25 protein-coding genes and 1 pseudogene are annotated in these 24,123 nt (G+C 69.7%); 6 read left to right on the plus strand and 20 right to left on the minus strand.

The window, feature by feature from the left end:
* Positions 1 to 147 precede the first annotated feature (147 nt).
* Positions 148 to 942, minus strand: a complete 795-nt coding sequence (locus ACPEH0_RS13300) for a hypothetical protein (protein ID WP_366214456.1) — start codon at positions 940 to 942, stop codon at positions 148 to 150.
* Between the two features lie 352 nt (positions 943 to 1,294).
* Here ACPEH0_RS13300 and ACPEH0_RS13305 point away from each other — a divergent pair, with 352 nt between their 5' ends.
* Positions 1,295 to 2,245 carry an L-lactate dehydrogenase gene (locus ACPEH0_RS13305; RefSeq protein ID WP_359919089.1) on the plus strand — a complete coding sequence of 317 codons (951 nt, stop codon included), beginning with the start codon at positions 1,295 to 1,297 and terminating at the stop codon, positions 2,243 to 2,245.
* Between the two features lie 140 nt (positions 2,246 to 2,385).
* Here the strand turns inward: ACPEH0_RS13305 and ACPEH0_RS13310 are convergent, their stop codons facing one another.
* Positions 2,386 to 2,964, minus strand: a complete 579-nt coding sequence (locus ACPEH0_RS13310; RefSeq protein ID WP_311286598.1) for a hypothetical protein — start codon at positions 2,962 to 2,964, stop codon at positions 2,386 to 2,388.
* 88 nt (positions 2,965 to 3,052) lie between these two features.
* A complete protein-coding gene (locus ACPEH0_RS13315; protein WP_366214455.1) occupies positions 3,053 to 4,660 on the minus strand; it encodes an L-lactate permease in 1,608 nt (535 codons plus the stop codon).
* Between the two features lie 295 nt (positions 4,661 to 4,955).
* On the opposite strand from ACPEH0_RS13315, the pseudogene ACPEH0_RS13320 reads away from it, so the two are divergent.
* A pseudogene (locus ACPEH0_RS13320) lies at positions 4,956 to 5,123 on the plus strand (ABC transporter ATP-binding protein); the annotation flags it as partial.
* Positions 5,124 to 5,321: 198 nt separating this feature from the next.
* Here the strand turns inward: ACPEH0_RS13320 and ACPEH0_RS13325 are convergent.
* From ACPEH0_RS13325 to ACPEH0_RS13375, 11 genes are all read right to left on the minus strand, one after another.
* Complete coding sequence (locus ACPEH0_RS13325) at positions 5,322 to 5,603, minus strand: hypothetical protein (RefSeq protein ID WP_311286600.1); 282 nt, start codon at positions 5,601 to 5,603, stop codon at positions 5,322 to 5,324.
* Positions 5,604 to 5,735: 132 nt separating this feature from the next.
* Positions 5,736 to 6,026 (minus strand): chorismate mutase, encoded by a 291-nt coding sequence (locus ACPEH0_RS13330; RefSeq protein ID WP_311286601.1) that lies wholly within the window; start codon positions 6,024 to 6,026, stop codon positions 5,736 to 5,738.
* Positions 6,027 to 6,163: 137 nt separating this feature from the next.
* Entirely contained in the window at positions 6,164 to 6,907 is a 744-nt protein-coding gene (locus ACPEH0_RS13335; protein ID WP_366214454.1) for a ComEA family DNA-binding protein, read from the minus strand.
* Positions 6,904 to 7,410, minus strand: a complete 507-nt coding sequence (locus ACPEH0_RS13340; protein WP_366214453.1) for a hypothetical protein — start codon at positions 7,408 to 7,410, stop codon at positions 6,904 to 6,906. The genes ACPEH0_RS13335 and ACPEH0_RS13340 overlap by 4 nt, the downstream gene beginning before the upstream one ends.
* Positions 7,407 to 8,144, minus strand: coding sequence for a 4Fe-4S single cluster domain-containing protein (locus ACPEH0_RS13345; RefSeq protein WP_366214452.1), 738 nt, complete (start codon positions 8,142 to 8,144; stop codon positions 7,407 to 7,409). Before ACPEH0_RS13345 ends, ACPEH0_RS13340 begins: the two co-directional genes overlap by 4 nt.
* A complete protein-coding gene (locus tag ACPEH0_RS13350) occupies positions 8,141 to 8,347 on the minus strand; it encodes a DUF2997 domain-containing protein (protein WP_366214451.1) in 207 nt (68 codons plus the stop codon). The genes ACPEH0_RS13345 and ACPEH0_RS13350 overlap by 4 nt, the downstream gene beginning before the upstream one ends.
* An 11-nt stretch (positions 8,348 to 8,358) precedes the next feature.
* Complete coding sequence (locus ACPEH0_RS13355) at positions 8,359 to 9,978, minus strand: AAA family ATPase (RefSeq protein WP_311860827.1); 1,620 nt, start codon at positions 9,976 to 9,978, stop codon at positions 8,359 to 8,361.
* 22 nt (positions 9,979 to 10,000) lie between these two features.
* The gene (locus ACPEH0_RS13360; protein ID WP_366214450.1) at positions 10,001 to 10,759 is read right to left on the minus strand and encodes a hypothetical protein; all 759 of its coding nucleotides are present in this window, start codon (positions 10,757 to 10,759) and stop codon (positions 10,001 to 10,003) included.
* Positions 10,756 to 11,574 carry a hypothetical protein gene (locus ACPEH0_RS13365; RefSeq protein ID WP_366214449.1) on the minus strand — a complete coding sequence of 273 codons (819 nt, stop codon included), beginning with the start codon at positions 11,572 to 11,574 and terminating at the stop codon, positions 10,756 to 10,758. Before ACPEH0_RS13365 ends, ACPEH0_RS13360 begins: the two co-directional genes overlap by 4 nt.
* Before the next feature lie 37 nt (positions 11,575 to 11,611).
* A complete protein-coding gene (locus ACPEH0_RS13370; protein ID WP_366214448.1) occupies positions 11,612 to 12,724 on the minus strand; it encodes a lactonase family protein in 1,113 nt (370 codons plus the stop codon).
* A gap of 3 nt (positions 12,725 to 12,727) precedes the next feature.
* Positions 12,728 to 14,014: an adenylosuccinate synthase gene (locus ACPEH0_RS13375; RefSeq protein WP_253035092.1), complete on the minus strand. Its 1,287-nt coding sequence runs from the start codon at positions 14,012 to 14,014 to the stop codon at positions 12,728 to 12,730.
* Between the two features lie 193 nt (positions 14,015 to 14,207).
* Between ACPEH0_RS13375 and ACPEH0_RS13380 the strand changes: the two genes are divergently transcribed.
* From ACPEH0_RS13380 to ACPEH0_RS13395, 4 genes are all read left to right on the plus strand, one after another.
* Complete coding sequence (locus tag ACPEH0_RS13380; RefSeq protein ID WP_217528986.1) at positions 14,208 to 15,191, plus strand: methionine ABC transporter ATP-binding protein; 984 nt, start codon at positions 14,208 to 14,210, stop codon at positions 15,189 to 15,191.
* Complete coding sequence (locus tag ACPEH0_RS13385) at positions 15,188 to 15,907, plus strand: methionine ABC transporter permease (protein ID WP_366214447.1); 720 nt, start codon at positions 15,188 to 15,190, stop codon at positions 15,905 to 15,907. Before ACPEH0_RS13380 ends, ACPEH0_RS13385 begins: the two co-directional genes overlap by 4 nt.
* A 65-nt stretch (positions 15,908 to 15,972) precedes the next feature.
* Complete coding sequence (locus tag ACPEH0_RS13390) at positions 15,973 to 16,800, plus strand: MetQ/NlpA family ABC transporter substrate-binding protein (protein WP_366214446.1); 828 nt, start codon at positions 15,973 to 15,975, stop codon at positions 16,798 to 16,800.
* A 53-nt stretch (positions 16,801 to 16,853) separates the two neighbouring features.
* A complete protein-coding gene (locus tag ACPEH0_RS13395) occupies positions 16,854 to 17,561 on the plus strand; it encodes a Pr6Pr family membrane protein (protein ID WP_366214445.1) in 708 nt (235 codons plus the stop codon).
* A 32-nt stretch (positions 17,562 to 17,593) separates the two neighbouring features.
* On the opposite strand, the gene ACPEH0_RS13400 is transcribed toward ACPEH0_RS13395, so the two are convergent.
* From ACPEH0_RS13400 to ACPEH0_RS13425, 6 genes are read right to left on the minus strand one after another with little or no spacing between them, the layout of a single operon-like run.
* Entirely contained in the window at positions 17,594 to 17,860 is a 267-nt protein-coding gene (locus ACPEH0_RS13400; RefSeq protein WP_217528980.1) for a hypothetical protein, read from the minus strand.
* A 16-nt stretch (positions 17,861 to 17,876) separates the two neighbouring features.
* Positions 17,877 to 18,890: a LacI family DNA-binding transcriptional regulator gene (locus ACPEH0_RS13405; protein ID WP_217528977.1), complete on the minus strand. Its 1,014-nt coding sequence runs from the start codon at positions 18,888 to 18,890 to the stop codon at positions 17,877 to 17,879.
* A complete protein-coding gene (locus ACPEH0_RS13410; RefSeq protein ID WP_423719484.1) occupies positions 18,887 to 20,410 on the minus strand; it encodes a sugar ABC transporter ATP-binding protein in 1,524 nt (507 codons plus the stop codon). Before ACPEH0_RS13410 ends, ACPEH0_RS13405 begins: the two co-directional genes overlap by 4 nt.
* A gap of 37 nt (positions 20,411 to 20,447) precedes the next feature.
* Entirely contained in the window at positions 20,448 to 21,476 is a 1,029-nt protein-coding gene (locus ACPEH0_RS13415; protein WP_366214443.1) for an ABC transporter permease subunit, read from the minus strand.
* Positions 21,473 to 22,522: an ABC transporter permease gene (locus ACPEH0_RS13420; RefSeq protein ID WP_217528973.1), complete on the minus strand. Its 1,050-nt coding sequence runs from the start codon at positions 22,520 to 22,522 to the stop codon at positions 21,473 to 21,475. The genes ACPEH0_RS13415 and ACPEH0_RS13420 overlap by 4 nt, the downstream gene beginning before the upstream one ends.
* Complete coding sequence (locus tag ACPEH0_RS13425; RefSeq protein ID WP_366214442.1) at positions 22,519 to 24,111, minus strand: sugar ABC transporter ATP-binding protein; 1,593 nt, start codon at positions 24,109 to 24,111, stop codon at positions 22,519 to 22,521. The genes ACPEH0_RS13420 and ACPEH0_RS13425 overlap by 4 nt, the downstream gene beginning before the upstream one ends.
* Positions 24,112 to 24,123: the final 12 nt, after the last annotated feature.

Below are 24,123 nucleotides of genomic sequence, written 5' to 3' on the forward strand. Positions count from 1 at the left end.
CAGGAACCCCTGAGAACACCCGGCACCAGCATCCTTGCGCGTCCATCGCTGTGAGGGTCAGGACCCCTGAGAACACCAGCACGAACAGTCTCACTGTCCGCATGAACAACGGTTCCGGGCTCGGGACGGCGCCGCCACCGGGCCATCTCAAGCGCGCCGACGACGATCTCTGCGGTGATCCGGTCGCTCGGGAGCCACGACCGTCTCGAAGTCCTCGGCGGTGGTGATGCGCGGACCGCAGGGCGCGACGCGCTGTCGGCGCTCCCCCTCGGACTCGCCCTCGGCAGCCGGGATCTGGGTCAGCAGTCCGTCGGGGCCCTCCTCGAGGGTGACGCCGATCGGGCCCCAGCTCGTCTCGGCGAACATCACCGGGTCGAAGACCCGGTGAGCCCAGCGCATGGTCGCCGCCGGGTACTCATTCGCGCGGGTGATCGCCATCGCCCCGCGGCTGATCTCATGGTTGTTGGCGACACTGGTCAGTCGCTGTTCGTCGACGCCCTCGAGCACACCGAGCAGCGCGTAGTCGTCGATGCGATCGGCGCCGGCCATCTCCTTGAGCTCCCACCGGAAGAATGAGCCGAGCACCGGCACGTCCGTCTTGCCCTTAGAGAGGTAGGCGACGTCGTCCCGAGCGAAGGCCTCGGGATCGATCAGGCCGCCGGCGTGCCACTCGCCGAGGGCTTCGACGCCGGCGCGGTGGCCGTCGGTGTTGGCCGTGAACTCCACCTTCCCGTCCCGGACGATGCGGTGGTCGTTGTTCTCGGGCTGACCGCCGAGCGCCGCGATCAGATCGTGCGGGTTCGCGCAGAAGGAGTCGGTGCGGAACGACAGCGGGATCTCGTCCGCCTTGCCGTTGCCGTTCGGGTCCTCCGTCGCGAACGCCTCGAGCGCATCGCGGTACTCGTCGATGGTCGTGGGCATCGGGATGCCGAGCTCGTCCACCCAGGCCTTGTTGACGAACAGGAAGTTCGGGTATTCGAGGAGTGGATCGAAGAGATGACTGCACCCTGGACGGCGCGGGTGGAGGCCGCGTTGCGCGGGAGACCTGAGGTGGAAGGAAACAGGATCTTCTTCCGGTGGCCGGTCACGGACGATTCGGAAACCATCCTCGCTACGGGAGGCATCTTCGTGATGCTGTCGGGGTCCCGCGCTGAGTAGATCTACGCCGCCTGACAATACTGCGGCGAGAACGCGGCGATGCGACTTCCGCGCGAGCTCGCCTCATCCGTTCGGTTTAGAGCTTCCCGCACGTCCGCTTGTTGTACGGTCGCTCGAGCTGCGACACACTGATGGCATGGGCGCGATCGAGAACTCAAAGGTCACCATCGTCGGCGCAGGCAGTGTCGGGTCCAGCGCGGCCTACGCCTGCTTGATTCGCGGATCCGCCCGCCACATAGCCCTCTATGACATCGCTGCAGAACGTGTAGACGCAGAAGTGCTGGACCTGGCGCACGGATCCCAGTTCACGGGCGCCAGTGACATCTCAGGCGGAAGTGACCTGTCGGTGGTGGCCGGTTCCCATATTGTAGTCATCACCGCCGGCGCGAAGCAGAAGCCCGGGCAGACGCGAATCGAGCTCGCTGCGGTCAACGCCCGCATCGTCGCTGACCTAATGCCTCAGCTCCTGAGCGTGGCTCCGGATGCCATCTACGTCATCGTTTCGAACCCGTGTGACGTCCTCACTGTTCTGGCTCAGGAGCAATCCGGGCTGCCCGCGGAGCGGATTTTCGCATCGGGCACAGTGTTGGACACGTCCCGCTTGCGGTGGAAGCTGGCGCGACGGGCAGGCGTGTCCACCTCAAGCGTGCACGCGTACATCGTCGGCGAGCACGGCGATACCGAGTTCCCTCTCTGGTCCACCGCCACTATCGGTACTGTTCCGATCCTGAATTGGGTCGGCCCGGACGGGCATCGGTTCACGCCGGACGCGCTGGATGCGGTCGCCGTCGATGTGCGCGACGCGGCGTACACCGTCATCAAAGGCAAAGGGGCTACCAACTACGCGATCGGCCTTTCGGTCGCGCGCATCGTCGAGGCGATCCTTCAAGATGAACACGCCGTCATGCCGGTCAGCACCGTCCTCCCGGGCTTGCACGGAGTGGGCGGTGTTGCTTTGTCTGTCCCATCCATCGTGAGCGTCAAAGGTGCTCGTCCCGTCGATCAGACGGTCTTCTCTCCGAGCGAGCTGGCACTGTTCCGCCGTTCAGCGGACGCGCTGCGCGCGGTGACGGACTCCCTCCGCTGAGGGGGAGGGTGCTCTCAACCGCGCGATCACGCCTCAAAGGGTGTGGCTGAGAAGGGTTATCCGCACCTTGGCCTGACTTCCCGCGGTCGATGCGACATGCTTGCAACGCCTCGCCCCACCGCCGCTTGGTTGCGCTGCTTCTACCGCGGGCCGCCGCCGTAGGCCAGCGTGACTGTCCATCTGTCTCGCGACAGGTCGACGAGTCGGTAGTGGACCCTGCGGTCGGGAGCCCAGCCCGTACTGCTGACAGGGTCGAGGATCACGTGCTCGAGCTGTACTCGAAGTCCGCGGCCGTCAGCTTCTCTTACGGCTAAAGCTCTTGTCCAGTGCTCTCTCATTGCGCGTTCGCTGGTGTCGGGCAGCAAGTGCGAGTGTCGTCGGATCTCAGCGATGTCCGCGTCATCCAGTTGGTTGGGACGAACGTCGAGGCCTATCGGGACGGCGAGGTCCGCGAGCGCCACCACGGTGACGTCTCCCCGGCTGGCCGCCTTGATGGAGACAGGGATCTCGTCCCCGCCGACCGCCGCATACAGGTGTGACCGGTAGCCGAAGGGTCCCGGCGGTTGGCGTCGCAGTTTGATGTCACGGTGCGTGACCCCGAAACGCCGGGCGATCAGCTCACGGGTCAAGAAGTGGCGGCGCTCGTGCTCGGTGCGCTTCTCATCGTGTCCGAGAATCACGTCGATACCGTCGGGGCCGGCGAGAGGTGTCGAGTTCATGGTCCTCCAGTCCGCCGCTTACCGGCGGATGTTCGGTCTATTGGAGTTGCGTTGCGGTGTTGTGTTCCCCGAGGTGGGTGATCGACGGTCACCGCATGAGTGAGAGCAAGAACACCCAGACACACACCCATGCCAGCATGCCGAGGCTGTACTTGATAGAGGCGCGGAGGATCTCGCCCTCACGTCCACTCAGACCCACCGCACCTGCGGCGATAGCGATGGACTGGGGAGACACCACCTTCGCGACGGTGCCGCCGGCGGTGTTGGCTGCGACGAGGAGAGTCGGATCGACCCCGATTCGCTGCGCGGTGACAGTCTGGAGGTGAGCGAAGAGGGTGTTGTTGTTGACGACGGAACCGGTCACGAAAACACCGAACCACCCGATGATGGGGGCCAACAGCGGGAACAGCAGTCCCACCGCGGCCAGGGCGTTCCCGATCGTGGCCGACCCGCCGGAGAAGTTGGCGATGTTCGCGATGACGAGGATGAGCGCGATCAACACGATCGGCTTCCCGAGGTCACGCACGGTCCCCGCCAGTTGACGGCCCAAGTCGCGCGTGCTCACCCGCGGCATTGTCAGGAAGGACACGATCACGGCGATGAGGATCGCTGTGCCGGTGGCGTTGACGGGTGTGAAAGCCCAGGTCGCCGCAACGGGGGCATCGGCCCCAGATGGGACCACCACACCGGTGATCCCCGGGATCGGGACCGCGAAGGTGAGCCTGGCGAGCGGTCCATCAGCAGCGAACAGCGCCTTGAACCAGGGAATGCTCCACACGAAGATGAGACCGGTGAGGATGTAGAACGGGCTCCAAGCGACGACGACGTCACCGAAGTCCTGCCGCACCCGCTCGGGGATCTCGCTTCCGCCTTCGCGGTACACCCGGCGAGGCTGCCAGACGCGCGAGACCCCGAAAACGACCACCATTCCGATCAGCCCAGGGACGATGTCAGCAAGCTCCGGACCGAGGAAAAACAGGATGACTGCCTGAGAGGCGGCGTAGGCAACAGCCACCGAAAGAGTAATGGGGAGTGTCTCTCTCACTCCGCGCAGGCCGTCGAGGATCATGACGAGGATGAACGGCACACTGAACGTCAGCAGTTGCAGAACCAGCACCATGTCCACGGACAGGTCACCGAGGGGAACCTCACCGATCTGCGCTCCGACGATGACCGGGATACCAATGGCCCCGTATGCGCCAGCAGCAACGTTGGCCACGAGCGACAGCATGGCCGCCTTGACGGGACCGAATCCGAGCTGCACGAGGAGTGCCGCACAGATCGCGATGGGCACACCGAATCCCGCCGCACCCTCGAGGAACGCTCCAAAGCAGAAGGTGATGAGCAGGACCTGGATCCGCTGGTCAGGGGAGATTCCGGAGATGCTCGCGCGAATGACATCGAACCGACCGCTGGCCACGGTGATTCGGTATAGCCACACCGCCATCAAGATGATGTAGGCAATCGGCCAGATCGCGGTGAGGATGCCGAGTAGCCCTGCGCCGGCAATCGATCCGAGCGGCATCCCGAACGGCCATAGGGCCACCACTATTTCGAGGATGACGGCGATCGTCGCAGCGAGCAGGCCGCTGAGCTTGAAGACGAGCAGCCCGATCAGGAAGACGACGATGGGGAGAACTGCGATGAGGGCGGACAGCCAGAGCTGTCCGGTCGGGTCAAGGGTCTGAGTCCACATCAGTGGCTCCTCTGCGTTTGAGGTCCGGGCCATGCTATCGACGCTCAAGCGCCTGGGGCGAGCCCAGAATGCCGCTGCGGACAGTTCTCCTGCACGGAGGCGGGAAGAGTCAGGACGTTCGCGCTCGCCCAGTACTTCGACCCGCCCATCCGAGTCTCGCTATCGACTGGTGATGTGTGGGGCCGGGCGACGAAGGATCCCCGCGGAAGTCTCGGTGGACAGCAGTTGGTGCAGACACGCTAGGGTCCTGGACACCGCGCAGTTGCCGGGGGGTACTTGCGAGAGAGGGCACGTGCTGATGCTCGACGAGCCGGTCAACGGCCTGGATCCTGAAGGCGTGCAATGGGTGCGCCAGCTCGTCCGATCGCTAGCCGACGGCGGCATGACCGTTCTGATCTCGAGCCACCTCATGGCTGAGATGGCCCTCTCAGCCGATCACCTCATCATCATGGGACGTGACCGGTATCCTCGACTCGTCGCATCCCGACGGCAACCAGGGGCGCCGACCAGGACATCGGACAGCCGCGACACGGAGGACGACAAGGTCGCACGCGGGCACTCGTAGCCGCCGACCACATCACTCATCTGCGACGAAGTGGATGTCCCCGGCCGCATCATCAACTCTCGATACCACGGGTCGAGAGCGCGTCCATCTGACCCGTCAGTCTGCGGGGCTGTCGTAAAGCGGCCTCTCGAGCGCCGCTTCGATCAGCGCGATCGAGTAAATGTCAGTCCAGCTCGAACCGGCGAGCAGCTTGCGGATCGTCGCCTCGTCTACACCCGACTTGCGTTCCAGCGCTCGCACGCTCAGCTCCAGAGCGTTCAGAGACGCTCTCAAGTTGACTGCAAGCTTCCTGGCCGCTTCGGCGGCGATGTGTGGACTCTGCTTGTCTGGCCACCCCGGCGCTAGCTCGTTCGGGCGGTCCCTCGACGTACGGGTCATGCAGCCCTCGCTGGAGAACGAAGTCCGGACGATCGGCGCGATCTCCTGGCGCAACTCGGTCGACCTGACGCAGATAGAGCGACCCGGAGCATGTTTGAGTGTTCAAAAGCGCACGATGTTGGACGTCTTACATCAGCGCTCCTCGGCGGCCTCGGTGTGGTGGCGGATCACCTCGGCGACGACGAAGTTGAACCACTTCTCGGCGAACTCGGGGTCGAGGTCGGCCTCGAGGGCGAGACGGCGCAGACGCGCGGTCTGCTGCTCCTCGCGGGAGGGGTCGGATGCCGGCATCCCGTGCTCGGCCTTGAGGACGCCGACCTGCTTCGTGCAGCGGAATCGCTCGGCGAGCATGAAGACGAGGGCGGCGTCGATGTTGTCGATGCTGGATCGCAGGGTCCGCAGCTGGGCGTTCGGGTCGGTCATCATTCCTCCGGCGTCGAGCGTATCGCGGGCGGCGCAGCGGCTCAGCCGTGCAGGAAGTCCTTGCGCGCCGGGACGTGCTCGGGCTCGAGCCACACCTTCACGACCGCACCGACCTCGGACGTCGGCGTCTCCGGCGATCAGAGGTCTACGCGTCGACCGAAGCGACGCTCTCCCCGCGGCCTCGGCGAGCACGTCGCCGCCGCTCGCAAGCGGACGATCTCGTGCGGCTGCAGCCCCGCCGTCTCGCCGAACTGCTCGAGCGTCACGAACCCGTTCTCCTTCGTCCGCGCCCGCACGGCCCGTCGCGCCTTGCTCCGGTTCATCCCGGGCAGCTCGGCGAGCTCGTCCGCGGACGCGGTCTGCACATCCACCGGCTCGACCGCCTCCCGCGGCTGCAGCAGATCCGCCGACGTCGCCCCGACGGACTCCGCCGCACGGGTCGTCTCGCGCTCGGGCGCGGGCTTCGACGCCCGCTTCGAGCCCCGGCGACTTCTCCGCGACGGACGAGCGGATGCCGCCGCGGCAGGCTCCGCCGCGCGCCGCCACACGGCGGGTCGGTTCTTGTCCTTCCCGGCGACGCGACGCTCCCACAGAGTCCGCAGCCACGCCGGGTTGAGCGCGAGTGCGACCACGATGCCGGCGAGGTGCACGATCGCGGCGACGATGTCGGTGAACCCGCCCCAGACCTCGACGCCGATCGTGATCCCCAGGACGCCGCTCGCGAGGGCGGCGACGTACGCGGCGCCGCGCTGCGAGACGGCACCGACGATCAGGAAGCCGATCCACGCGAAACCGGGGCCGAAGAACACCGGCACGAGCCACGCGCTGACCCCCAGCATCCAGCCCCACCCGGGCACCGCCTCGCGGGTCGGACTGCTCACGCGTTCTCCCGCACGTTCAGCACCATCGTGACGGTGTCGTCCTCGTCGCGGGTCTCGGAGACGAGCTCGAACCCGGCCTGGTCGGCGCGGGCGCGGATGCGCTCGGCGACCGCCTGCTGCACGTGCCGCGCGTAGGCGGCATCCAGTCGCGTCATGAGCTCGGCCGCATCCGCCTCGGTCACCTCGTGCCCGTCGATGCGCGACAGGTGCGCGCCCCAGACGTCGCCCTCGGTGCGGGACATCACGAGCTCGAGCCCGTCGATCGTGGCGGTCAGCTCGCCGTCGACCAGCGACGTGTCGGTCGCGCCGAGGTCGGCGAGGGCCGCCGCGAGCAGGTTCGCATCCTTCATCCGCGTCTGCACCGCGATCGGCACGGCCGCGGGCGGCGCACCCGGCTCGGTCGTCGCGTCCCGGTTCTGCGCGACCGCCCCGAGCACACCGGTGCCGCCGAGGGCGGCCGCGGCGGCGAGGGCGGCGGGGACGAGGATCAACGAGATGCTCATCGGGAGGGTTCCTTCCTGAGGGATGCCGCGCGGTCGCCGCGCACACCCAGATCGTCCAGCAGGGCGGCGAGCGCCGCATCCGTCGCCCACCCGTTCACGGCGACGGTGCCGTCGGCGGCGATGCGCACTTCGAGGGCGTCGCCGCCGCCGTCGCGCGCGATCCGCTCGACCTCGGCCGCGTACCGCGGGGTGAGGGCGCGGATCGCCTGATTGCGCGACCCGATCCACGGCCGCCGCGTGTCGGGGAGGTCGGCGAGGTAGGGCCCGTCGCACAGCAGGTCGGTCGCCGCGAGCAGGCGCGCGATGTCCGGGCGGTCCCGGCTCCACTCCTTCAGCCGGTCGAACGTGTACCCCGAGAACGCCATGACGCCGAGGCCGGCGCCGCGGAACGCCTCGGCGACGACGGCGAGCGCGTCGGCCTGGTCGAAGGGCTCGCCGCCGAGGAGCGTGATCCCGTCCACGCCGGCCGCGACGGCGGCATCCACCCATTCCGCGGCCCGTTCGGCCGGCTCGTCCAGGCGGGCGCCGCGTGTCGCCCAGAGGTGCGGGTTGAAGCAGCCGGGGCACCGCACGGCGCAGCCCTGCACCCAGACCGCCGCCCGCACACCCGGACCCTCCGCCGCCGTCGCGGGCACGAACCGCGACCAGCGCAGCTCCGGCTGCCCGGGCGGGGGCGGTGTCGTGCCGAGCAGGCTCGCCCGCCCGCCGACGCCGCGCGATTCGACGAGGGTCATCGGCCCCGGTCCTCCTGCCGCAGCTCGTCCTCGGCCGTGGCGGCGACCCGCGTGTAGTCCTCGGTGAACTGCGACGTGGCCGTCTCGGCGTCGAGCAGCGCCTCGAGCTGCTCGATGTAGTCGAGGCACTCGGGCCCGGTCATGCCGAACGTCTCGGCCGCGACCGATCCGTCGGCCCGCAGCTGCACGACGAGCTTCTTCATCCCGGTCCTCCTCAGTAGTCCACGGTCCGGCCGCCGCGACGCGACGACAGGATGCCGTCGGCATCCTCCCCGCCCGCGGGGGTGTCGTGCGCGTCGAGGTCCTCGGCCCCGGTCGCGCGGACGGCGCGCTGCGCGGCCCAGGCGCGGATGCGCTGGACCTCTTCGGCCTGGGTCACCGCGAGGGGGATCATCGTCTCGACGACCCGGTTCACGACGTCCGCCGTGATCGCCTGGCGGCCGCCGAACCCCTCGTACAGGGCGGCGACGACGGCCTGCTCGATCTCGGCGCCCGAGTGGTTCTCGCTCGCCGCGACGAGCGACGAGACCGCACCGCGGTCCTCGGCGACCGCGCGCAGGCCGTTCGCGGGCGTCGCGTGGGCGGCGAGCTGCAGCGACCAGATCGCCTCGCGCTCGACGGCCGTGGGCAGGTCGACGAAGAAGATCTCGTCGAAACGCCCCTTGCGCATGAACTCCGGCGGCAGGGCGTCGATGTTGTTGGCCGTCGCGACGACGAAGACCGGATGCCGCTTCTCCTGCATCCAGGTCAGGAAGGTCCCGAACACGCGGGCCGTCGTCCCGGAGTCGCCCTGCCCCGTCGTGTTCGAGAAGCCCTTCTCGATCTCGTCGACCCACAGGATGCAGGGGGCCACCGCCTCGGCGGTCGCGATCGCGGTGCGAAGGTTCTGCTCGCTCGAGCCGACGAGCCCCGAGAAGATGCGTCCGATGTCGAGGCGCAGCAGCGGCAGCCCCCACGAGGCCGCCGTGGCCTTCGCCGTCAGCGACTTGCCACAGCCCGGCACACCCGTGATGAGCACGCCCTTCGGGGCGGGCAGGCCGTACTCGTGGGCGCTCGGCAACCATGATCCGTTGCGGCGCTCGAGCCAGCGCTTGAGGTTGTTCAGGCCGCCGACGTCGTCGAGGTCGATGTTCGCGGTGACGAACTCCAGCACACCGGACTTGCGCACCACCTGACGCTTCTCGTCAAGGACGACCCCGATGTCGTCTGCGCTGAGGCGTCCGTCGTTGACCATCGCGCGCGCGAAGGCGTTCTCGGCTTCGGCCATCGTGAGTCCGAGCGCCGCCTGGACGAGAGCCTCGCGGGCCGCGTCATCGGCGGCGACGCGGATCTCGCGGGCGTTGTTGTCGATCATCGTGTCGAGCAGGTCGCGGATCTCGTCGGCCGTCGGCAGGGGGAAGTCGAACAGGTGCGTCAGCTCGTCGAGCTCGGGCGGGATCACCCGCACGGGCGCCGTGATGACGAGCGTGCGCGAGACGTCGCCGTGGCGGAACTCGAGGGCGGTCTCGCGCACCGTGCGCACGATCGCCGGATCGCCCTGCCGGTGCTCGCCGCCGAAGTAGGCGTGCAGGTCGCAGAAGATGAACACGCTCGGGTCGGTCACGCCGGCGGCGTGCTGCAGCGCGCGGGCGGGGTTCGTCGTGTTCGAGACGCTCTTGCCGTCGGGGCCGATGAGCCCGAGCGCCGAAGTCCACGTCCACACCGCCCGGCGGTTGCGCTGCGCGTGGGCGGCGTCGGTGATCGCGGCGATCGCGCGGACCTCTTCGCCGGTCTCGAGGTACAGCAGCGGCAATCGCGCCTTGAAGGCGGCGTCCAGCGTGGCGTCGAAGGTCACGTCCGTCCCTTTCGTTCGGTGGTCATGGTGTGTCGGATGCCGGTTCGTCCAGCGTGATGGTCCATCGCCCGGCGCCCTCGTCGGTGTCGACCCGCAGGATCACGCGCCCCTGCGCGGGCCAGGATGCGCGGGTGTCGACGTCGTCGACGCCCTTCACGAGGTCGATGATCTCGCCCGGGAAGGCGGCATCCACGGTGAAGAAGCCGTCCCCCTCGAAGGCGAAGCGGGCACTCAGCGCGTCGCCGTCGTGCGACAGCAACGCCGGACCGTCGCCTGTCGCGGACCCGCCCCCGATGGGTGTCGGCGTCTCTCGACTCACGCTCGCGGTCCAGTCGGTGAGACGCGGCGCGAACCAGAGCCGGCCGCCCGTCGCGGCCGACACGACGGCGATCTTCCGGCTCTCGCTCACCAGCCCGATGTACTCGGGGCGTTCGTCGTCGAGACCCACGGCGGCGTCGACCTGCTGGTAGACGTTCAGGTAGTCGTCCGTGCCGCTCGTGAGCGGGCCCACGACCCAGACGTCGTCGCCCGGCGGCAGCTCCACGAAGCCGCTCGCGGCCGTACCGCTCAGCTCGTCGCCCTCGAGCCGCGCCTCCTGCGCGTCGGGGTCGTCCCACGGCTCGTACTCGTAGCGGTTCGGGTCGGTGAGGACGAGGTCCCCCGTCCGCGGGTTGACCCCGACGAAGGGCACGAGGATGAAGGCGAGCACGACCGCGACGGCCGACCCGGCCAGCCAGGTGATGGTCGAGAAGCGCCGGATCCGGGCATCCGCGGTACTCACGGCGTCGCGCCGGGTGACGGTGACGGTGACAGCGTCGGTGTCGGTGTCAGTGTCGGCGTCGGCGGGAACTCGAGCTTCCAGCCCACGTCGTCCCAGGATTCGACCGAGAAGACGACGAGCGGCGCGTCGGGCCACGCGATCGACTGGTCGAGCGGCGCCTCGCCGTCGAACGTCCTCTCACTGCCGTGGGGCGTCACGATCTGGATCGCGATGCTCCCCTCGCCGCGCGCGCTCAGCCGGGCCGTCGACGCCTCGCCGGCGTGGGTGAAGACGGCCGACTCGAACCCGGAGGCGACGTCGTTCGTCCACCCGAGCCCGCCCGTGGTCACCCGCGCGCGCCACGTCTCATCGCTGAACCCGTCGACCCACAGCTCGACGTCGGGCTGCTCGACGAGCACGACGACGCGGCCGTCGGCGAGGGAGAAGAATCGCGGCGGCTCGCCGTACTCACCCTCGGTCACGATCCGGCCGCCGGGGCCGGTGACCCGCACACCGCCGAGGTAGGTCGAGTCCTCGGGCGTCAGGACGACGGGAGCGTCGACGTCGAGACCGCTGAGACGGATGACCGCACCGTCGGAACCCTCGTACACCCCGCCGCCGCGGTCGTCCGCGACGATCGGGTCCGGGCTCGTCCACGGCTCGCTCGCGTAGTCCTCGTCGACACCGACCGCACCCACGTCGAAGCCGCCCTCGTCCGCGTAGATGAGGGCGACGATGCCCGCCACGACCAGGCCCGCGATCCAGACGAAAGCGGTGAAACCGCCCAGCCGCGCGATCGCCGTCCGGCTCGCGCCCGTCTGCCCGCCCGCGCTCATGTTCCCCTCCGCCCCGACACGTTACCGAGCACGGAGGTCAGGACGAGAAGGGTAGGAGCGCCGTCGGCGACGGTGCTATTGTCCGGTGCCGGACGCGGCCGGGGACGCCCGTGCGATCCTCGATCGCGAGCGAGACGACCTCCTCGGCCCGCTCACCCGCGACGAGCAGCGTGTCGCGCGCGACGACGTGGTGACGCGGCCAGACCGTGCCCGCCTCGGCGAGCGCGATCGGCTGCAGGGTCTCGCCGCCGCCGCGCACCTTGACGGTCGCGATCGTGTCGCTGCCGCGCAGCCCCGCGTAGAGGAAGACACCGTCGGCGGACATCGCGAGCTCCGCGCCCCTGTCGCCCGGGAAGGCGCCGAGCTGCGCCCCGCCCACCAGGCGCCATTCGCCGGCGGCATCCGCCGCGAGCGCGAACACCTCGCCCGAGTACTCCGTCACGACGTACACGTGCCCACTCGGGTGCGCCCGCAGGTGACGCGGGCCGGTGCCGGTCGGCAGGGCGAGGCGCTGCACCTCGCGGCCGCCGCGCCAGAAGCGCACGAGATCGAGGCCGAGGTCGGTCGTCGCGATCACTCCGCCGGGCAGCGCGGCCGCCTGGTGCGCGTGCGACGGCCGACCCGGCGCGGGTCTGGCCGTATCCGTCTCGTCGTCGGCGTGCGGGATGAGGTGGGCGTACTCCGCGCCGGCGGCGGCACGCAGCGCGCGGGCCGCAGCGGTGAGATCGGATGCCGGTCCGCCCTCGGCGGCGGCCGTCCACGCGCGGGCGGACCCGGGCCGCCCGTCGGGAGCGAGCGCGACGCGCACCACCGCACCGTCGCCGTAGCAGGAGACGATCAGCGCGTCCTCGAGCGCGAGCACGTGGCAGGGGCTCTCGCCCACGGCCACCTCGGGTCCGAGCGGAGCGAACGTGCGCTCCCCCGTCTGACGGTAGGCGCGAACGGTGCCGCGGCCCTCGAGCGTCGCGTAGACGACGTCGAGGGACGGGTGCCGCGCGATCCACGACGGCGACTCGGCCGCGACGACGTCGCCGCCGAAGCCGAGGGGCCCGCTCGCCAACGGCGATGCGGCGCTCCCGGCATCCAGCAGTCCGATGCCCGTCGCCGACCCGCCCATGCCGGCGGAGTACCCGCCGAGCAGGAACCGCACGGGTCAGTCGAGCAGGTCGTGGCGCACGATGACCGCGTCGCGCGCGGGCCCGACGCCGATGACCGAGATGCGCGTGCCACTCATCTTCTCGAGGGCGAGCACGTAGTCCTGCGCAGTCTGCGGCAGGTCCTCGAAGGTGCGCGCGGTCGAGATGTCCTCGCTCCAGCCGGGGAAGTTCTCGAGGATCGGCGTCGCGTGGTGGAAGTCGGTCTGGTTGACCGGCACCTCGTCGAAACGCTGTCCGTCGACGTCGTAGGCGACGCAGACGGGGATCTCCTTCAGGCCCGTGAGGATGTCGAGCTTGGTGAGCACGAGGTCGGTGATGCCGTTGATCCGCGTCGCGTAGCGCGTGATCGGGGCGTCGTACCAGCCGACGCGGCGGGGCCGGCCGGTCGTCGTGCCGAACTCGAACCCGCGGGAGCGCAGGAAGTCGCCGTCCTCGTCGAACAGCTCGGTCGGGAACGGACCCGAGCCGACACGCGTCGTGTACGCCTTCACGATGCCGACGATGCGGTCGAGGCGGTTCGGCCCGACGCCCGATCCGGTCGATGCGCCGCCCGCCGTCGCGGAGGACGACGTGACGAACGGATACGTGCCGTGGTCGATGTCGAGCATCGTCGCCTGGCCGCCCTCGAAGACGACGACGTCGCCGGCATCGAGCGCGTCGCTCAGCAGCAGACCGGTGTCGCACACCATGGGCCGCAGGCGCTCGGCGTACGAGAGCAGGTCGTCGACGACCTCGTCGACGGTGATGGCGCGGCGGTTGAAGACCTTCACCAGCAGGTGGTTCTTCTGGTCGAGGGCACCCTCGACCTTCTGGCGCAGGATGTTCTCGTCGAACAGGTCCTGCACCCGGATGCCGGTGCGGTTGATCTTGTCGGCGTAGGTGGGGCCGATGCCGCGACCGGTCGTGCCGATCATGCGCTTGCCGAGGAAGCGCTCGGTGACCTTGTCGAGCGTGCGGTGGTACTGCGTGATGATGTGCGCGTTGGCGCTCACCTTCAGCCGCGAGACGTCGACGCCGCGGGCCTGCAGGGCGCCGAGCTCGGCGAAGAGCACCTCGAGGTCGATGACGACACCGTTGCCGATGACGGCGTTGACGCCCGGCGACAGGATGCCGCTGGGCAGCAGGTGCAGGGCGTACTTCTCGTCGCCGATCACCACGGTGTGGCCGGCGTTGTTGCCGCCGTTGAACTTGACGACCCAGTCGGTGCGCTCACCCAGGAGGTCGGTGGCTTTGCCCTTGCCCTCGTCTCCCCATTGAACGCCGACGATCACGATGCCTGGCATGGGCTCTCCCCCGTTATCGGACGGTTACACCCCATCCTATCGGGCCGGGTCCGCGGCCCGAACCGCGGCATCCGCCCCGCAACGCGACGTCACACGATTTGTCGTCGTCGGCACGGGTTGGGTTGCATCGAGGGGACTGCGCGCGGAAACCGCGCCATCGTTCCCCCACCCCCACCATCCGAGAGGACGGCCGTTGATCGCGCTCGATCGGGTCTCGAAGCACTACGGCGGTGTCCCCGCCGTAGATGACGTCTCGCTGACCATCCCCACCGGCGAGGTGTTCGGCATCGTCGGTCAGAGCGGCGCCGGCAAGAGCACCCTCGCCCGCATCGTCAACCTCCTCGAACGGCCCGACCACGGCACCGTGACCGTGGACGACGTCGAGCTCACGGCACTGGGCGAGACGGAGCTGCGTGCGGCCCGCCGCCGGATCGGCATGGTCTTCCAGCGGTTCAACCTGCTCAGCAGCCGCACCGTGCGCGGCAACGTCGAGCTCGCCCTCGAGCTCGACGGCGGCTCCCGCGCCGCCCGTCGCGACCGCGCGCAGGAGATGCTCGACCTCGTCGGCCTCGGCCACCGCGGCGACGCGTCGATCCACGAGCTGTCGGGCGGTCAGCAGCAGCGCGTCGGCATCGCCCGCGCCCTCGCCTCGCGGCCGAGCGTGCTGCTCTCGGACGAGGCGACCAGCGCCCTCGACCCCGAGACGACGGACTCGATCCTCGAGCTGTACCGCCGCATCAACGAGGAGCTCGGACTCACGGTCCTCCTCATCACACACGAGATGGACGTCGTGAAGTCCACCTGCCACTCGGCCGCACTCCTCGAGCAGGGCCGCGTCGTCGAGCAAGGGCGTCTCGTCGACGTCATCCGCACGCCCGGCTCCCGCCTCACCTCGCAGCTGTTCCCGCTCGGCCCTGTGCCCGTCGGCGTACCCGCCGACGCGACCGTCATCGACATCACCTTCGCGGGCGGCACCGCCGACCGGCCCGTCATCGCACGGCTCGCACGCGACCACGACGCCGACGTATCGATCCTCGGCGCCGTCGTCGAGCGCATCGCCGGAACCCAGGCCGGCCGCACCCGCCTCGAGGTGCCCGGCCACGTCGCCGCGGCCGTCATCGCGGACCTCCGCGCGCAGGGCCTGCTCATCGAGGTCCTCCAGGGGGTGGCCGCATGAACCAGCAGCTGATCGACGTCCTGCTGAAGGCCACCGGCGAGACGCTCTACATGGTCGGCGTGGCCCTGCTCGTCACGATCGTCGTCGGGCTGCCGCTCGGCATCGTGCTCGTCGGCACCGAGGCCGGCCGGTTCCTCGAGCGTCCGTTCGGGTCGCGCGCCGCGGGTGTCGCCATCAACCGGGCGCTCGACTTCATCGTCAACTTCGGCCGGTCGGTGCCGTTCATCATCCTGATGGTCGCCCTCATCCCCGTCACGCGCGCCCTCGTGGGCACCTTCATCGGATCGACCGCGGCCATCGTCCCGCTGTCGGCCGTCGCGATCCCGTTCTTCGCCCGGATGGTCGAGATCGCGGTCAAGGAGGTCGATCCCGGTCTGCTCGAGGTCGCCTCGTCCCTGGGCGCGAGCCGGTGGCAGCTGGTGACCAAGGTGCTGCTGCCCGAGGCCGCCCCCGCCGCGCTCCTCGGCCTGTCGACCACGGTCACCTCGATCATCAACTTCTCGGCGATGGTCGGCACGGTCGCCGGCGGCGGACTCGGCGACGTCGCGATCCGCTACGGCTACCAGCAGTACAGCTGGATCCACATCGTCGCGGTCATCGTCATCATCTTCGCGATCGTGATGGTGCTGCAGAGCCTCGCCGCCTGGGGCGCCCGGCGCCTCGGCCGACGCAGCACCCGCCGCAGCGCGCGCGTCGCCGCGGCATCCACCGTCTAATCCGCCCCTCCCTCCTCCGGCCGTCCCGACGCCGGTCCCCCGCACCACCGACGAAAGGCATCACGATGTCCCGCACCCTCCGTTCCGCCCTCCTGGCCACCGCCGCCGCCACCGCGCTCCTGCTCAGCGGCTGCGCCTCGACGCCCTCCGCCGGTGGTGAGGGCGACGGCGACGGCCTCGGCACGCTCAAGGTCGGCGCGCTGCAGACGCCGGCCGGTGACATCCTCAACCACATCGCCGAGACGAGTGCGAAGGAGGCGGGACTCACCATCGAGTTCGTGCCCTTCACCGACTACAACACGCCCAACACCGCGCTGGCCGACGGGTCGATCGACGCGAACCTGTTCCAGAACGCGACCTTCCTCGAGACCTTCAACGAGCAGGCCGGCGGCGAGCTCGTGAGCGTCGGCGAGGCCTACCTGCCGAGCGCGGCGTTCTACTCCGACAAGGTGTCGAGCCTCGACGAGCTCGCCGACGGCGCGAGCATCGCGATCCCGAACGACCCCACCAACGAGGGACGCGCGCTGCAGTTGCTGGCATCCGAGGGCCTCATCGAGGTCACCGACGACGTCGTCGATCTGAGCGGCATCACCGCCAACCCCAAGGACTTCGAGTTCCGCGAGATCGAGAACGCGACGCTGCCGCAGGCGCTGCCCGATGTGGATGCCGCCTTCGTCACCATCTCGTTCGCCCTGCCCGCCGGCCTCACAAGCGACAAGGCGATCCTGCTCGAGGGCGAGGACAGCCCGTACTACAACGTCCTCGCGACCCGGCCGGAGCTGGAGGACGACGCGCGCGTGCAGAAGCTCTACGAGCTGCTGACCTCGCAGGAGACCGCGGACTTCGAGAACGAGACCTGGGGCGGCCTCGTCGTCCCCGTCGTCAAGGGCTGACCTCTCCCGTTGCGCGCGGCCCGCATCGCCGGGCCGCGCGCTAGGGTTCGGTCATGCGTACCCGAACGTGGCCGACGGTGTGGTCGGCCATCCGGCTCCTCGCGGCCGCCGTGATCATGACCGCCCTCGTCGGTCAGTTCGTCACCACGGTCCGCTTGGCGATCGCAAACGACCGCGACGTGACGACCACGATCGCGAACTTCTTCAGCTTCTTCACGATCCTGTCGAACCTCGTCGGGGCCATCGCCCTGCTGGCGGCGGTCATCTGGTTCTTCATGCGACCGCCGCACGAAGACCGCGAACCCCGGGGGATCGCCGTCGCCCTGGCCGCAGCCACGACCTACCTCACGATCACCGGCGTGGTCTACAACCTGCTGCTGCGTGGGCTGCCCACGGCCGACGACCACGTCGCCTGGGCCAACGAGATCCTCCACGTCGTCGCGCCGCTGTTCCTCGTGATCGACCTGCTCGTCGCGCCCACCCACCGCGCTTTGCGGTGGCGGTCGGTCCTCGTCATCCTCGCCGTCCCGATCCTCTGGATCGTCTACACCCTGATCCGCGGACCGTTCGTGACCGACCCGGTGCGCGGCGTCGCGTTCTGGTACCCGTACCCATTCCTGAACCCGAACGGGGTCGCCGGGTGGGGCGGTGTCTGGGCGTACGTCGCCGGGATCGCCGTCACCTTCGTCGTCGTCGGCACGATCGTCGTCGCCGTCGGGCGCCTGCGCACCCGCGGGGCGCGTTCCGCCCTCACGGTCTGAACCCCGGATCATTCCGAGGGCGGTCGCGCGCGTCAGCTGCGCCAGCCGGCGAGCGTGCGGCGCAGCGGAGTCACCTGCCGCAGCTTGAACAGGACGTACTCGAGCGCTGCGGATTCCGTGTCGAAGGTCTGCAGCGTGCGTCCCATGACACCGCCGCGCTCGTCCGACACCCACGCCTGCCACTGCGCATCCGTGCGCGTGAGCAGCACCGCGTTCATGTGGACGTCGCCCACGCCGTACAGGACGGGCGCATCGAGGGACTCTTCGCGGACGATCGCCATCAGTTCCTCGACGCTCATCCGTGGACCTCCGGGATCATTCCGCGGCGCGCGAGGACTCGCGCACGATCAGGTGGGTCGGGAGCGGGGTGTCCTCGGTGAGTCCGTCGGGCTCCTCGACGGCGAGGAGCACCTTCTGCATCATGAGCTCGCCGAGGGCACGGAAGTCCTGCCGCACGGTCGTGAGCGGCGGCGACAGGTAGGCGGCCTCGGGCACGTCGTCGAACCCCACGACGGCGACGTCCTCGGGGACGCGCAGCCCGCGGGCGCGCAGCGCCGAGAGCAGACCGATCGCCATGTGGTCGTTGCCCGCGAAGACCGCGTCACCCGGGGAGAGGTCGAGCGACCGTCCGATCTCGGCCCCGCTCGCCGCGGTCCAGTCGCCGTGGCGCGGCTCCACCACCGCCAGCTGGCGGGCCGCGAGCTCGTCGCGCCAGCCGCGGATGCGCTCGACGGCATCCGGATTCCGCACCGGACCCGCGATGTGGAGGATGCGGCGGTGCCCCAGCTCGGCGAGGTGACGCACGGCCGACCGCGCGCCGCGGTACTGATCGATCGACACGAGCTGCGGATGCCGGCGCTGCGTCGCGGCGGCGGCGACCATCGGCACACCGAGGTCGAGCCCGCGCACGACCTCGAGGACGCCGAGGTCGGTCACGACGAGGACGATCGCGTCGACGCGCTGCCGGAGGAGCCCTTCGACGACCGAGCGGATGCTGGCGGCATCCGTGTCGGGCGCGGTCACCGAGTCGACGGAGTACCGCTCCACACGCGCCGCGACGTTGAAGTGCATCGCGATCGAGGTGGGCCCGAAGTCCGCCGTCCCCGGCGTGATCAGACCGATCGTGCGGGTGCGCTTCGTAACGAGGGCACGGGCGGCCGGCGACGGGCTGTAGCGCAGCTGCGCCATCGCCTGCTCGACGCGGGCTCGGGTGGCGGGTCGGACGTTGGGCAGATCGTTGAGCACCCGCGACACGGTCTGGTGCGAGACCCCCGCGAGGCGCGCGACGTCGAAGATGTTCGCGGACTTCGCGCCGCGCTCGTCGCTCACGACTCGTCCTCGGGACGCGCGACGAGCGCCAGCAGCGAATCGACCGTGAGCGAATCGGCGGGGATCGTGTCGACGAGCCGTCCGCCCCGCATGATCGCGATGCGGTTCGAGACCCGCAGCACCTCTTCGAGCTCGGCCGAGATGAACAACACCGACAGGCCGTTGTCGGCGAGGTCGGCGACGAGCCGCTGGATCTCGACCTTCGCGCCGACGTCGATGCCGCGGGTCGGCTCGTCGAGCACGAGCACCCGGGGTGACAGCGCGAGCAGCCGCGCGAGCAGTACCTTCTGCTGGTTGCCGCCGGACAGGGTCCCCGCCGGCCGGTCCGGATCGGCGGGACGGATGTCGAGCGCCTCGATCCAGCTCACTGCGAGCTCGCGCCGGCGGGCGCGGGTGAGCCGGTGCAGGATGCCGCGATCGGCCTGCAGCGCGAGGGTGATGTTGTCCTGCACGCTGAGCTCGCCGATGATCCCCTCGGTGCGCCGGTTCTCGGACGAGTAGACGATCCCCTGCCCGATCGCCCGTCGCGGCGTCGCGAGCACGGCGGGCGCACCGCGGACCTCGATCTCACCGGCATCCGGTCGATCCACCCCGGTCAGCGCGCGCGCCAGTTCGGACCGTCCCGAACCGAGCAGCCCCGCGAGGCCCACGACCTCGCCCTCGCCGATCGCCAGGGTGGCCGAGGTCAGCCCCGTCCCCGAGACGAGGCCGCGTCCGGCGAGGGCGACGGGAGAGGATGCCGCGGCATCCTCCCGCTGGTGGACGTCGAGCTCGTCGGCCCCGCGTCCGAGCATCTTCTCGACGAGGTCGATGCGCAGCAGCTCGGTCGGCACGTACTCGCCGATGCGGCGGCCGCCGCGCAGCACCGTGATGCGGTCGCAGATCTCGTAGACCTGGTCGAGGAAGTGCGAGACGAACAGCACCGCGACACCGCGGGAGGTCAGTTCGCGGATGACGCGGAAGAGCTCGGCGACCTCGTCGAGGTCGAGGCTCGAGGTCGGCTCGTCGAGCACCACGACACGGGCGTCGACCGAGATGGCCCGCGCGATCGCGACGAGCTGCTGGATCGCCAGGGAATGCCGCGACAGTCGCGTGCGGGGGTCGATGTCGAGCCCCAGCCCCTCGAGGATCTCGCCCGCGCGGCGGTGCGTCTCGCGCCAGTCGATCGCCCCGAACCGCCTGCTCTCGCGTCCCAGCAGCACGTTCTCGCCGACCGAGAGGTTCGGCAGCAGATCGATCTCCTGGTAGACGGCGCTGATGCCCGCGGCGAGCGCATCGGCGGGCGAGGCGAAGTGCACCGGCTCACCGCCGACGCGGATCGTCCCGGCATCCGGTCGCAGGGCACCCGTGATCGCCTTGATGAGCGTCGACTTGCCGGCGCCGTTCTCGCCCATCAGCGAGTGGACCTCGCCGGGCAGCAGACGGAAGTCGACGGCGTCGAGCACCGTCTCGGAGCCGAAGCGAACGGTCGCGCCGGTCACCTCGACGACCGGCGCGACCGCTGCTTCGCGCGCATCCATACGGACCATCATGCCCGCGGTGAGCTCCCCCCGAGCGTCACCGCGACGTTCGCGCGGCCCGCGCCACGAGCAGGCGCTGCACGACGACGAAGACGAGCAGCAGTGCTCCGATCGTGATGCGGGTCCACGACTGGTCGACTCCGAGGAAGGAGATGACCGTCTTGATGGTGCCGTAGACGAACACGCCGATCATCGATCCGAGCACGAACCCGCTGCCGCCCGTGAGCAGCGTGCCGCCGATCACCACCGCGGCGATGGTGTCGAGCTCGGTACCGATGCCGTTCAACGGGTAGGAGGCCCCGGTGTACGCCGTGAAGACGACGCCCGCGAGTCCCGCGCACACCCCGCTGATGACGTACGCGAGCAGCTTCGTCCGCACGACCGGCAGACCCATGAGGCGCGCGGACTGCTCGTTGCCGCCGATCGCGTAGATCGTGCGTCCGAAGCGGGTGAACTGCAGGATCAGGATGCCGGCGAGCACGACCAGCAGCGCCAGGATGCCGGTCGGGGTCAGGTAGAAGCTGCCCGGCCCGCCCTGCATGCGGGTCGACTGCAGCCACAGGATGGCGGGCTCCTCGACGCGGATCGACGACAGGCTCACCATGAACGCGAGGCCGCGCGCCGCGAACATGGCCGCGAGCGAGGCGATGAACGGCTGCACCCCGAAGTACTGCACGAGCACGCCGACGAACAGACCCATGAGGGCGCCGAGGACCAGCATGACCGGGATGACGAGGGCCACCGGCATCCCCTGGCTCAGCATGCTGGCACCCAGCATCCCGGCGAAGGCCATCACGGCGCCGACGGAGAGGTCGATGCCGCCGGTGAGGATGACGAAGGTCATGCCGACGGCGAGGATCAGCAGGTACGCGTTGTCGAGCAGCAGCGCCGACAGCACGCGCGGGGTGACGAAGTTGCCGAAGTAGGCCTGCGCCCCGATGAGCATTGCGACGAGGATGACGACGGCGGCGAAGACGGGCACCCACGAGGCGTGCCGGCTGCGGAAGCGCTGGACCGTGTCGGCGAAGCCGCCGGTGCGTCCGAGGTCTGCGGTGATCGCGCTCACGAGGCCACCTCCGCGGTGCGACGGGTGCCGCCCCGGACGGCATCGGCTCCCTTGGCGAAGAGGGACCGTGTGCGCGGGGACTGCACGAGGACGACGATCACGACCACGATGGCGAGGAACAGCGGGCTGACCGCCGGCGGCACCCCGAGGAAGGTGATCGTCGACTTGAGGGTCTGGATCGTGAAGACGCCGACGACGGTGCCGGCGATCGTGAACTTGCCGCCCATGAGGCTCGTGCCGCCGAGGACCACCGCGAGGATCGCGTCGAGCTCGATGTAGAGGCCCGCGGCGTTGGCGTCGGCCGCCATGATGTTGGACGAGTAGAGGATGCCGGCGAACCCGGCGAGCAGCCCGCTCGCCGCGTACGCGCCCCAGACGATGCCGCGCGAGCGGACACCGGCGAGGCGGCTGGCCTCGGGGTTGATGCCGACGGCCTCGGTGAGGACGCCGAGCGCGGTGCGCCGCTGCAGGACGGCGACGATGACGATCGCGACGACCGAGACGTAGAACGCGAACGGCAGACCGACGAGGTACCCCTGCGCCATGAAGCGGTACGGCGCGCTCGTGATCGTCGTGATGAAGCCGCCCGTGATGAGGAGGGCGACACCGCGGCCGGCGAGCATGAGCACGAGGGTCGCGATGATCGGCTGCACCCCGACGACGGCGACGAGGAAGCCGTTCCAGACACCCAGCACGAGGGCGACACCGACGGCGAGCGCGATCGCGATGAGCACCGTCGAGAGGTCCTCGGGTGCCGGCGACGACGAGATGAAGGTGAGGGCCACCGCGCCCGAGACCGCCATGATCGCGCCGACCGAGAGGTCGATGCCGCGCGTCGCGATGACGAGCGTCATGCCGAGCGCGACGAGCATGAGCGGTGCGCTGTTGCGCAGGATGTCGATGAGCGGCCCGTAGAGCTGACCGTTCTGCACCGTGATGGAGATGAATGAGGGCCGCGCGATCGTGTTGATGATCACGAGCACGAGCAGTGCCGCGATCGGCCAGACGAGGCGGTGCGCCAGGAAGCGCTTGAGTGTCGGGTTCATGCCGCTGTCTCCGGGTTGAGGCGGGACGTCGTCGTCCCGCCGGACTCTTGCGCGATCAGGGCGACCAGGTCGTCGACGGTCACGTCGGTGGCGTCCAGTTCGCCGATCTTAGAACGGTCGCGCAGCACCACGATGCGCTGCGCGATGCGGACGACCTCCTCGAGTTCCGAGGAGATGAAGACGACCGAGAGGCCCTCCGCCGAGAGCTCGGCGACCTTGCGCTGGATGTCGGCCTTCGCGCCGACGTCGATGCCGCGGGTCGGCTCGTCGAGGATGATGAGCTGCGGCGCGGTGGCGAGCCAGCGCGCGAGCAGCACCTTCTGCTGGTTTCCGCCCGAGAGGTTGCGCACGAGCGCGTTCGGGTCGGCGGGGCGGACCCCGAGCGCCGAGATGTACTCCGACACGATCGCGTCGCGCTCGGCGCGGCCGATCGGGCGCATCGCGCCGCGCTTGGCCTGGATGCCGAGGACGATGTTCTCGGCGACGGTCAGGTCGGCGATGATGCCCTCGGCGCGACGGTCCTCGCTCGAGAACGCGATGCGCTTGTCGATCGCGTTCCGCGGGTTGGTGATGCGTGCGGCATCCCCCCGCACTTCGTGGGTGCCCGCGTCGGCGCGGTCGGCGCCGTAGACGAGGCGGACGAGTTCGCTGCGTCCCGAGCCGAGCAGACCCGCGATGCCGACGACCTCGCCCTCGTAGACCTCCATGTCGACGGGTTCGATGACGTTCTTGCGGCCGAGGCCCGCGACACGCAGGACGGGCGTCGCGGTGCGGTCGATCTCGCGCTCGGCCGAGCGCGAGAGGGCCTCGAGCTCGTCGAGCTGCCGGCCGATCATCTTGGCGATGAGTTCGCCGCGGGGAAGCTCGGCGGGCAGGTACTCGCCCACGAGCTGGCCGTTGCGCAGCACCGTGAGCCGGTCGGAGATCTCGTAGACCTGGTCGAGGAAGTGCGTGACGAAGAGGATGGCGACGCCGCGGTCGCGGAGACCGCGGACGACGGCGAACAACTGCTCGACCTCGCTGCGGTCGAGGCTCGAGGTGGGCTCGTCGAGGACGAGCACCCGGGCATCGGCGACCGTCGCCCGGCTGATCGCGACGAGCTGCTGCACCGCGATGGAGTGCGACGCGAGCGCCGAGCGCGGGTCGATGTCGAGGCCGAGGGCGGCGAGGTACCGCGTCGCCTCGCGGTGGGTGGCCCGCCAGTCGATGAAGCCCGCCCGGCGCACCTCGCGGCCGAGCATGACGTTCTCGCCGACCGAAAGGTTGGTGCAGAGGTTGACCTCCTGGTACACCGTGGAGATCCCGGATGCCTCGGCGTCGGCCGTCGAGCGGAAGACCCGCTGCTCGCCGGCCACCTCGATCGTCCCGCCGTCGATGGCGTACACGCCGGTGAGCGCCTTGATGAGCGTCGACTTGCCGGCGCCGTTCTCACCCATGAGGGTGTGGACCTCGCCGGCGCGCAGCGTCAGGTCGACCCGGTCCAGGGCGAGCACGCCCGGGAACCGGATCGTGACGTCCCGCATCCGCACGACCTCGCCATGCGCGGGGATGGTGGCCGGGGACTCCGGCGTGGCTGCGACATCGACCATGACGCGCACCTT

Source organism: Microbacterium sp. NPDC079356 (assembly GCF_049545465.1).
Taxonomy (GTDB): domain Bacteria; phylum Actinomycetota; class Actinomycetes; order Actinomycetales; family Microbacteriaceae; genus Microbacterium; species Microbacterium gawkjiense.

Bases quoted from the DNA above. Each gene is read 5' to 3' on its own strand.
- ACPEH0_RS13305 (WP_359919089.1), top strand. From the start codon at position 1,295: ATGGGCGCGATCGAGAACTCAAAGGTCACCATCGTCGGCGCAGGCAGT.
- ACPEH0_RS13310 (WP_311286598.1), bottom strand. From the start codon at position 2,964: ATGAACTCGACACCTCTCGCCGGCCCCGACGGTATCGACGTGATTCTC.
- ACPEH0_RS13315 (WP_366214455.1), bottom strand. From the start codon at position 4,660: ATGTGGACTCAGACCCTTGACCCGACCGGACAGCTCTGGCTGTCCGCC.
- ACPEH0_RS13325 (WP_311286600.1), bottom strand. From the start codon at position 5,603: ATGACCCGTACGTCGAGGGACCGCCCGAACGAGCTAGCGCCGGGGTGG.
- ACPEH0_RS13330 (WP_311286601.1), bottom strand. From the start codon at position 6,026: ATGACCGACCCGAACGCCCAGCTGCGGACCCTGCGATCCAGCATCGAC.
- ACPEH0_RS13340 (WP_366214453.1), bottom strand. From the start codon at position 7,410: ATGAGCATCTCGTTGATCCTCGTCCCCGCCGCCCTCGCCGCCGCGGCC.
- ACPEH0_RS13345 (WP_366214452.1), bottom strand. From the start codon at position 8,144: ATGACCCTCGTCGAATCGCGCGGCGTCGGCGGGCGGGCGAGCCTGCTC.
- ACPEH0_RS13350 (WP_366214451.1), bottom strand. From the start codon at position 8,347: ATGAAGAAGCTCGTCGTGCAGCTGCGGGCCGACGGATCGGTCGCGGCC.
- ACPEH0_RS13365 (WP_366214449.1), bottom strand. From the start codon at position 11,574: ATGAGCGCGGGCGGGCAGACGGGCGCGAGCCGGACGGCGATCGCGCGG.
- ACPEH0_RS13375 (WP_253035092.1), bottom strand. From the start codon at position 14,014: ATGCCAGGCATCGTGATCGTCGGCGTTCAATGGGGAGACGAGGGCAAG.
- ACPEH0_RS13385 (WP_366214447.1), top strand. From the start codon at position 15,188: ATGAACCAGCAGCTGATCGACGTCCTGCTGAAGGCCACCGGCGAGACG.
- ACPEH0_RS13390 (WP_366214446.1), top strand. From the start codon at position 15,973: ATGTCCCGCACCCTCCGTTCCGCCCTCCTGGCCACCGCCGCCGCCACC.
- ACPEH0_RS13395 (WP_366214445.1), top strand. From the start codon at position 16,854: ATGCGTACCCGAACGTGGCCGACGGTGTGGTCGGCCATCCGGCTCCTC.
- ACPEH0_RS13400 (WP_217528980.1), bottom strand. From the start codon at position 17,860: ATGAGCGTCGAGGAACTGATGGCGATCGTCCGCGAAGAGTCCCTCGAT.
- ACPEH0_RS13410 (WP_423719484.1), bottom strand. From the start codon at position 20,410: ATGGATGCGCGCGAAGCAGCGGTCGCGCCGGTCGTCGAGGTGACCGGC.
- ACPEH0_RS13420 (WP_217528973.1), bottom strand. From the start codon at position 22,522: ATGAACCCGACACTCAAGCGCTTCCTGGCGCACCGCCTCGTCTGGCCG.
- ACPEH0_RS13425 (WP_366214442.1), bottom strand. From the start codon at position 24,111: ATGGTCGATGTCGCAGCCACGCCGGAGTCCCCGGCCACCATCCCCGCG.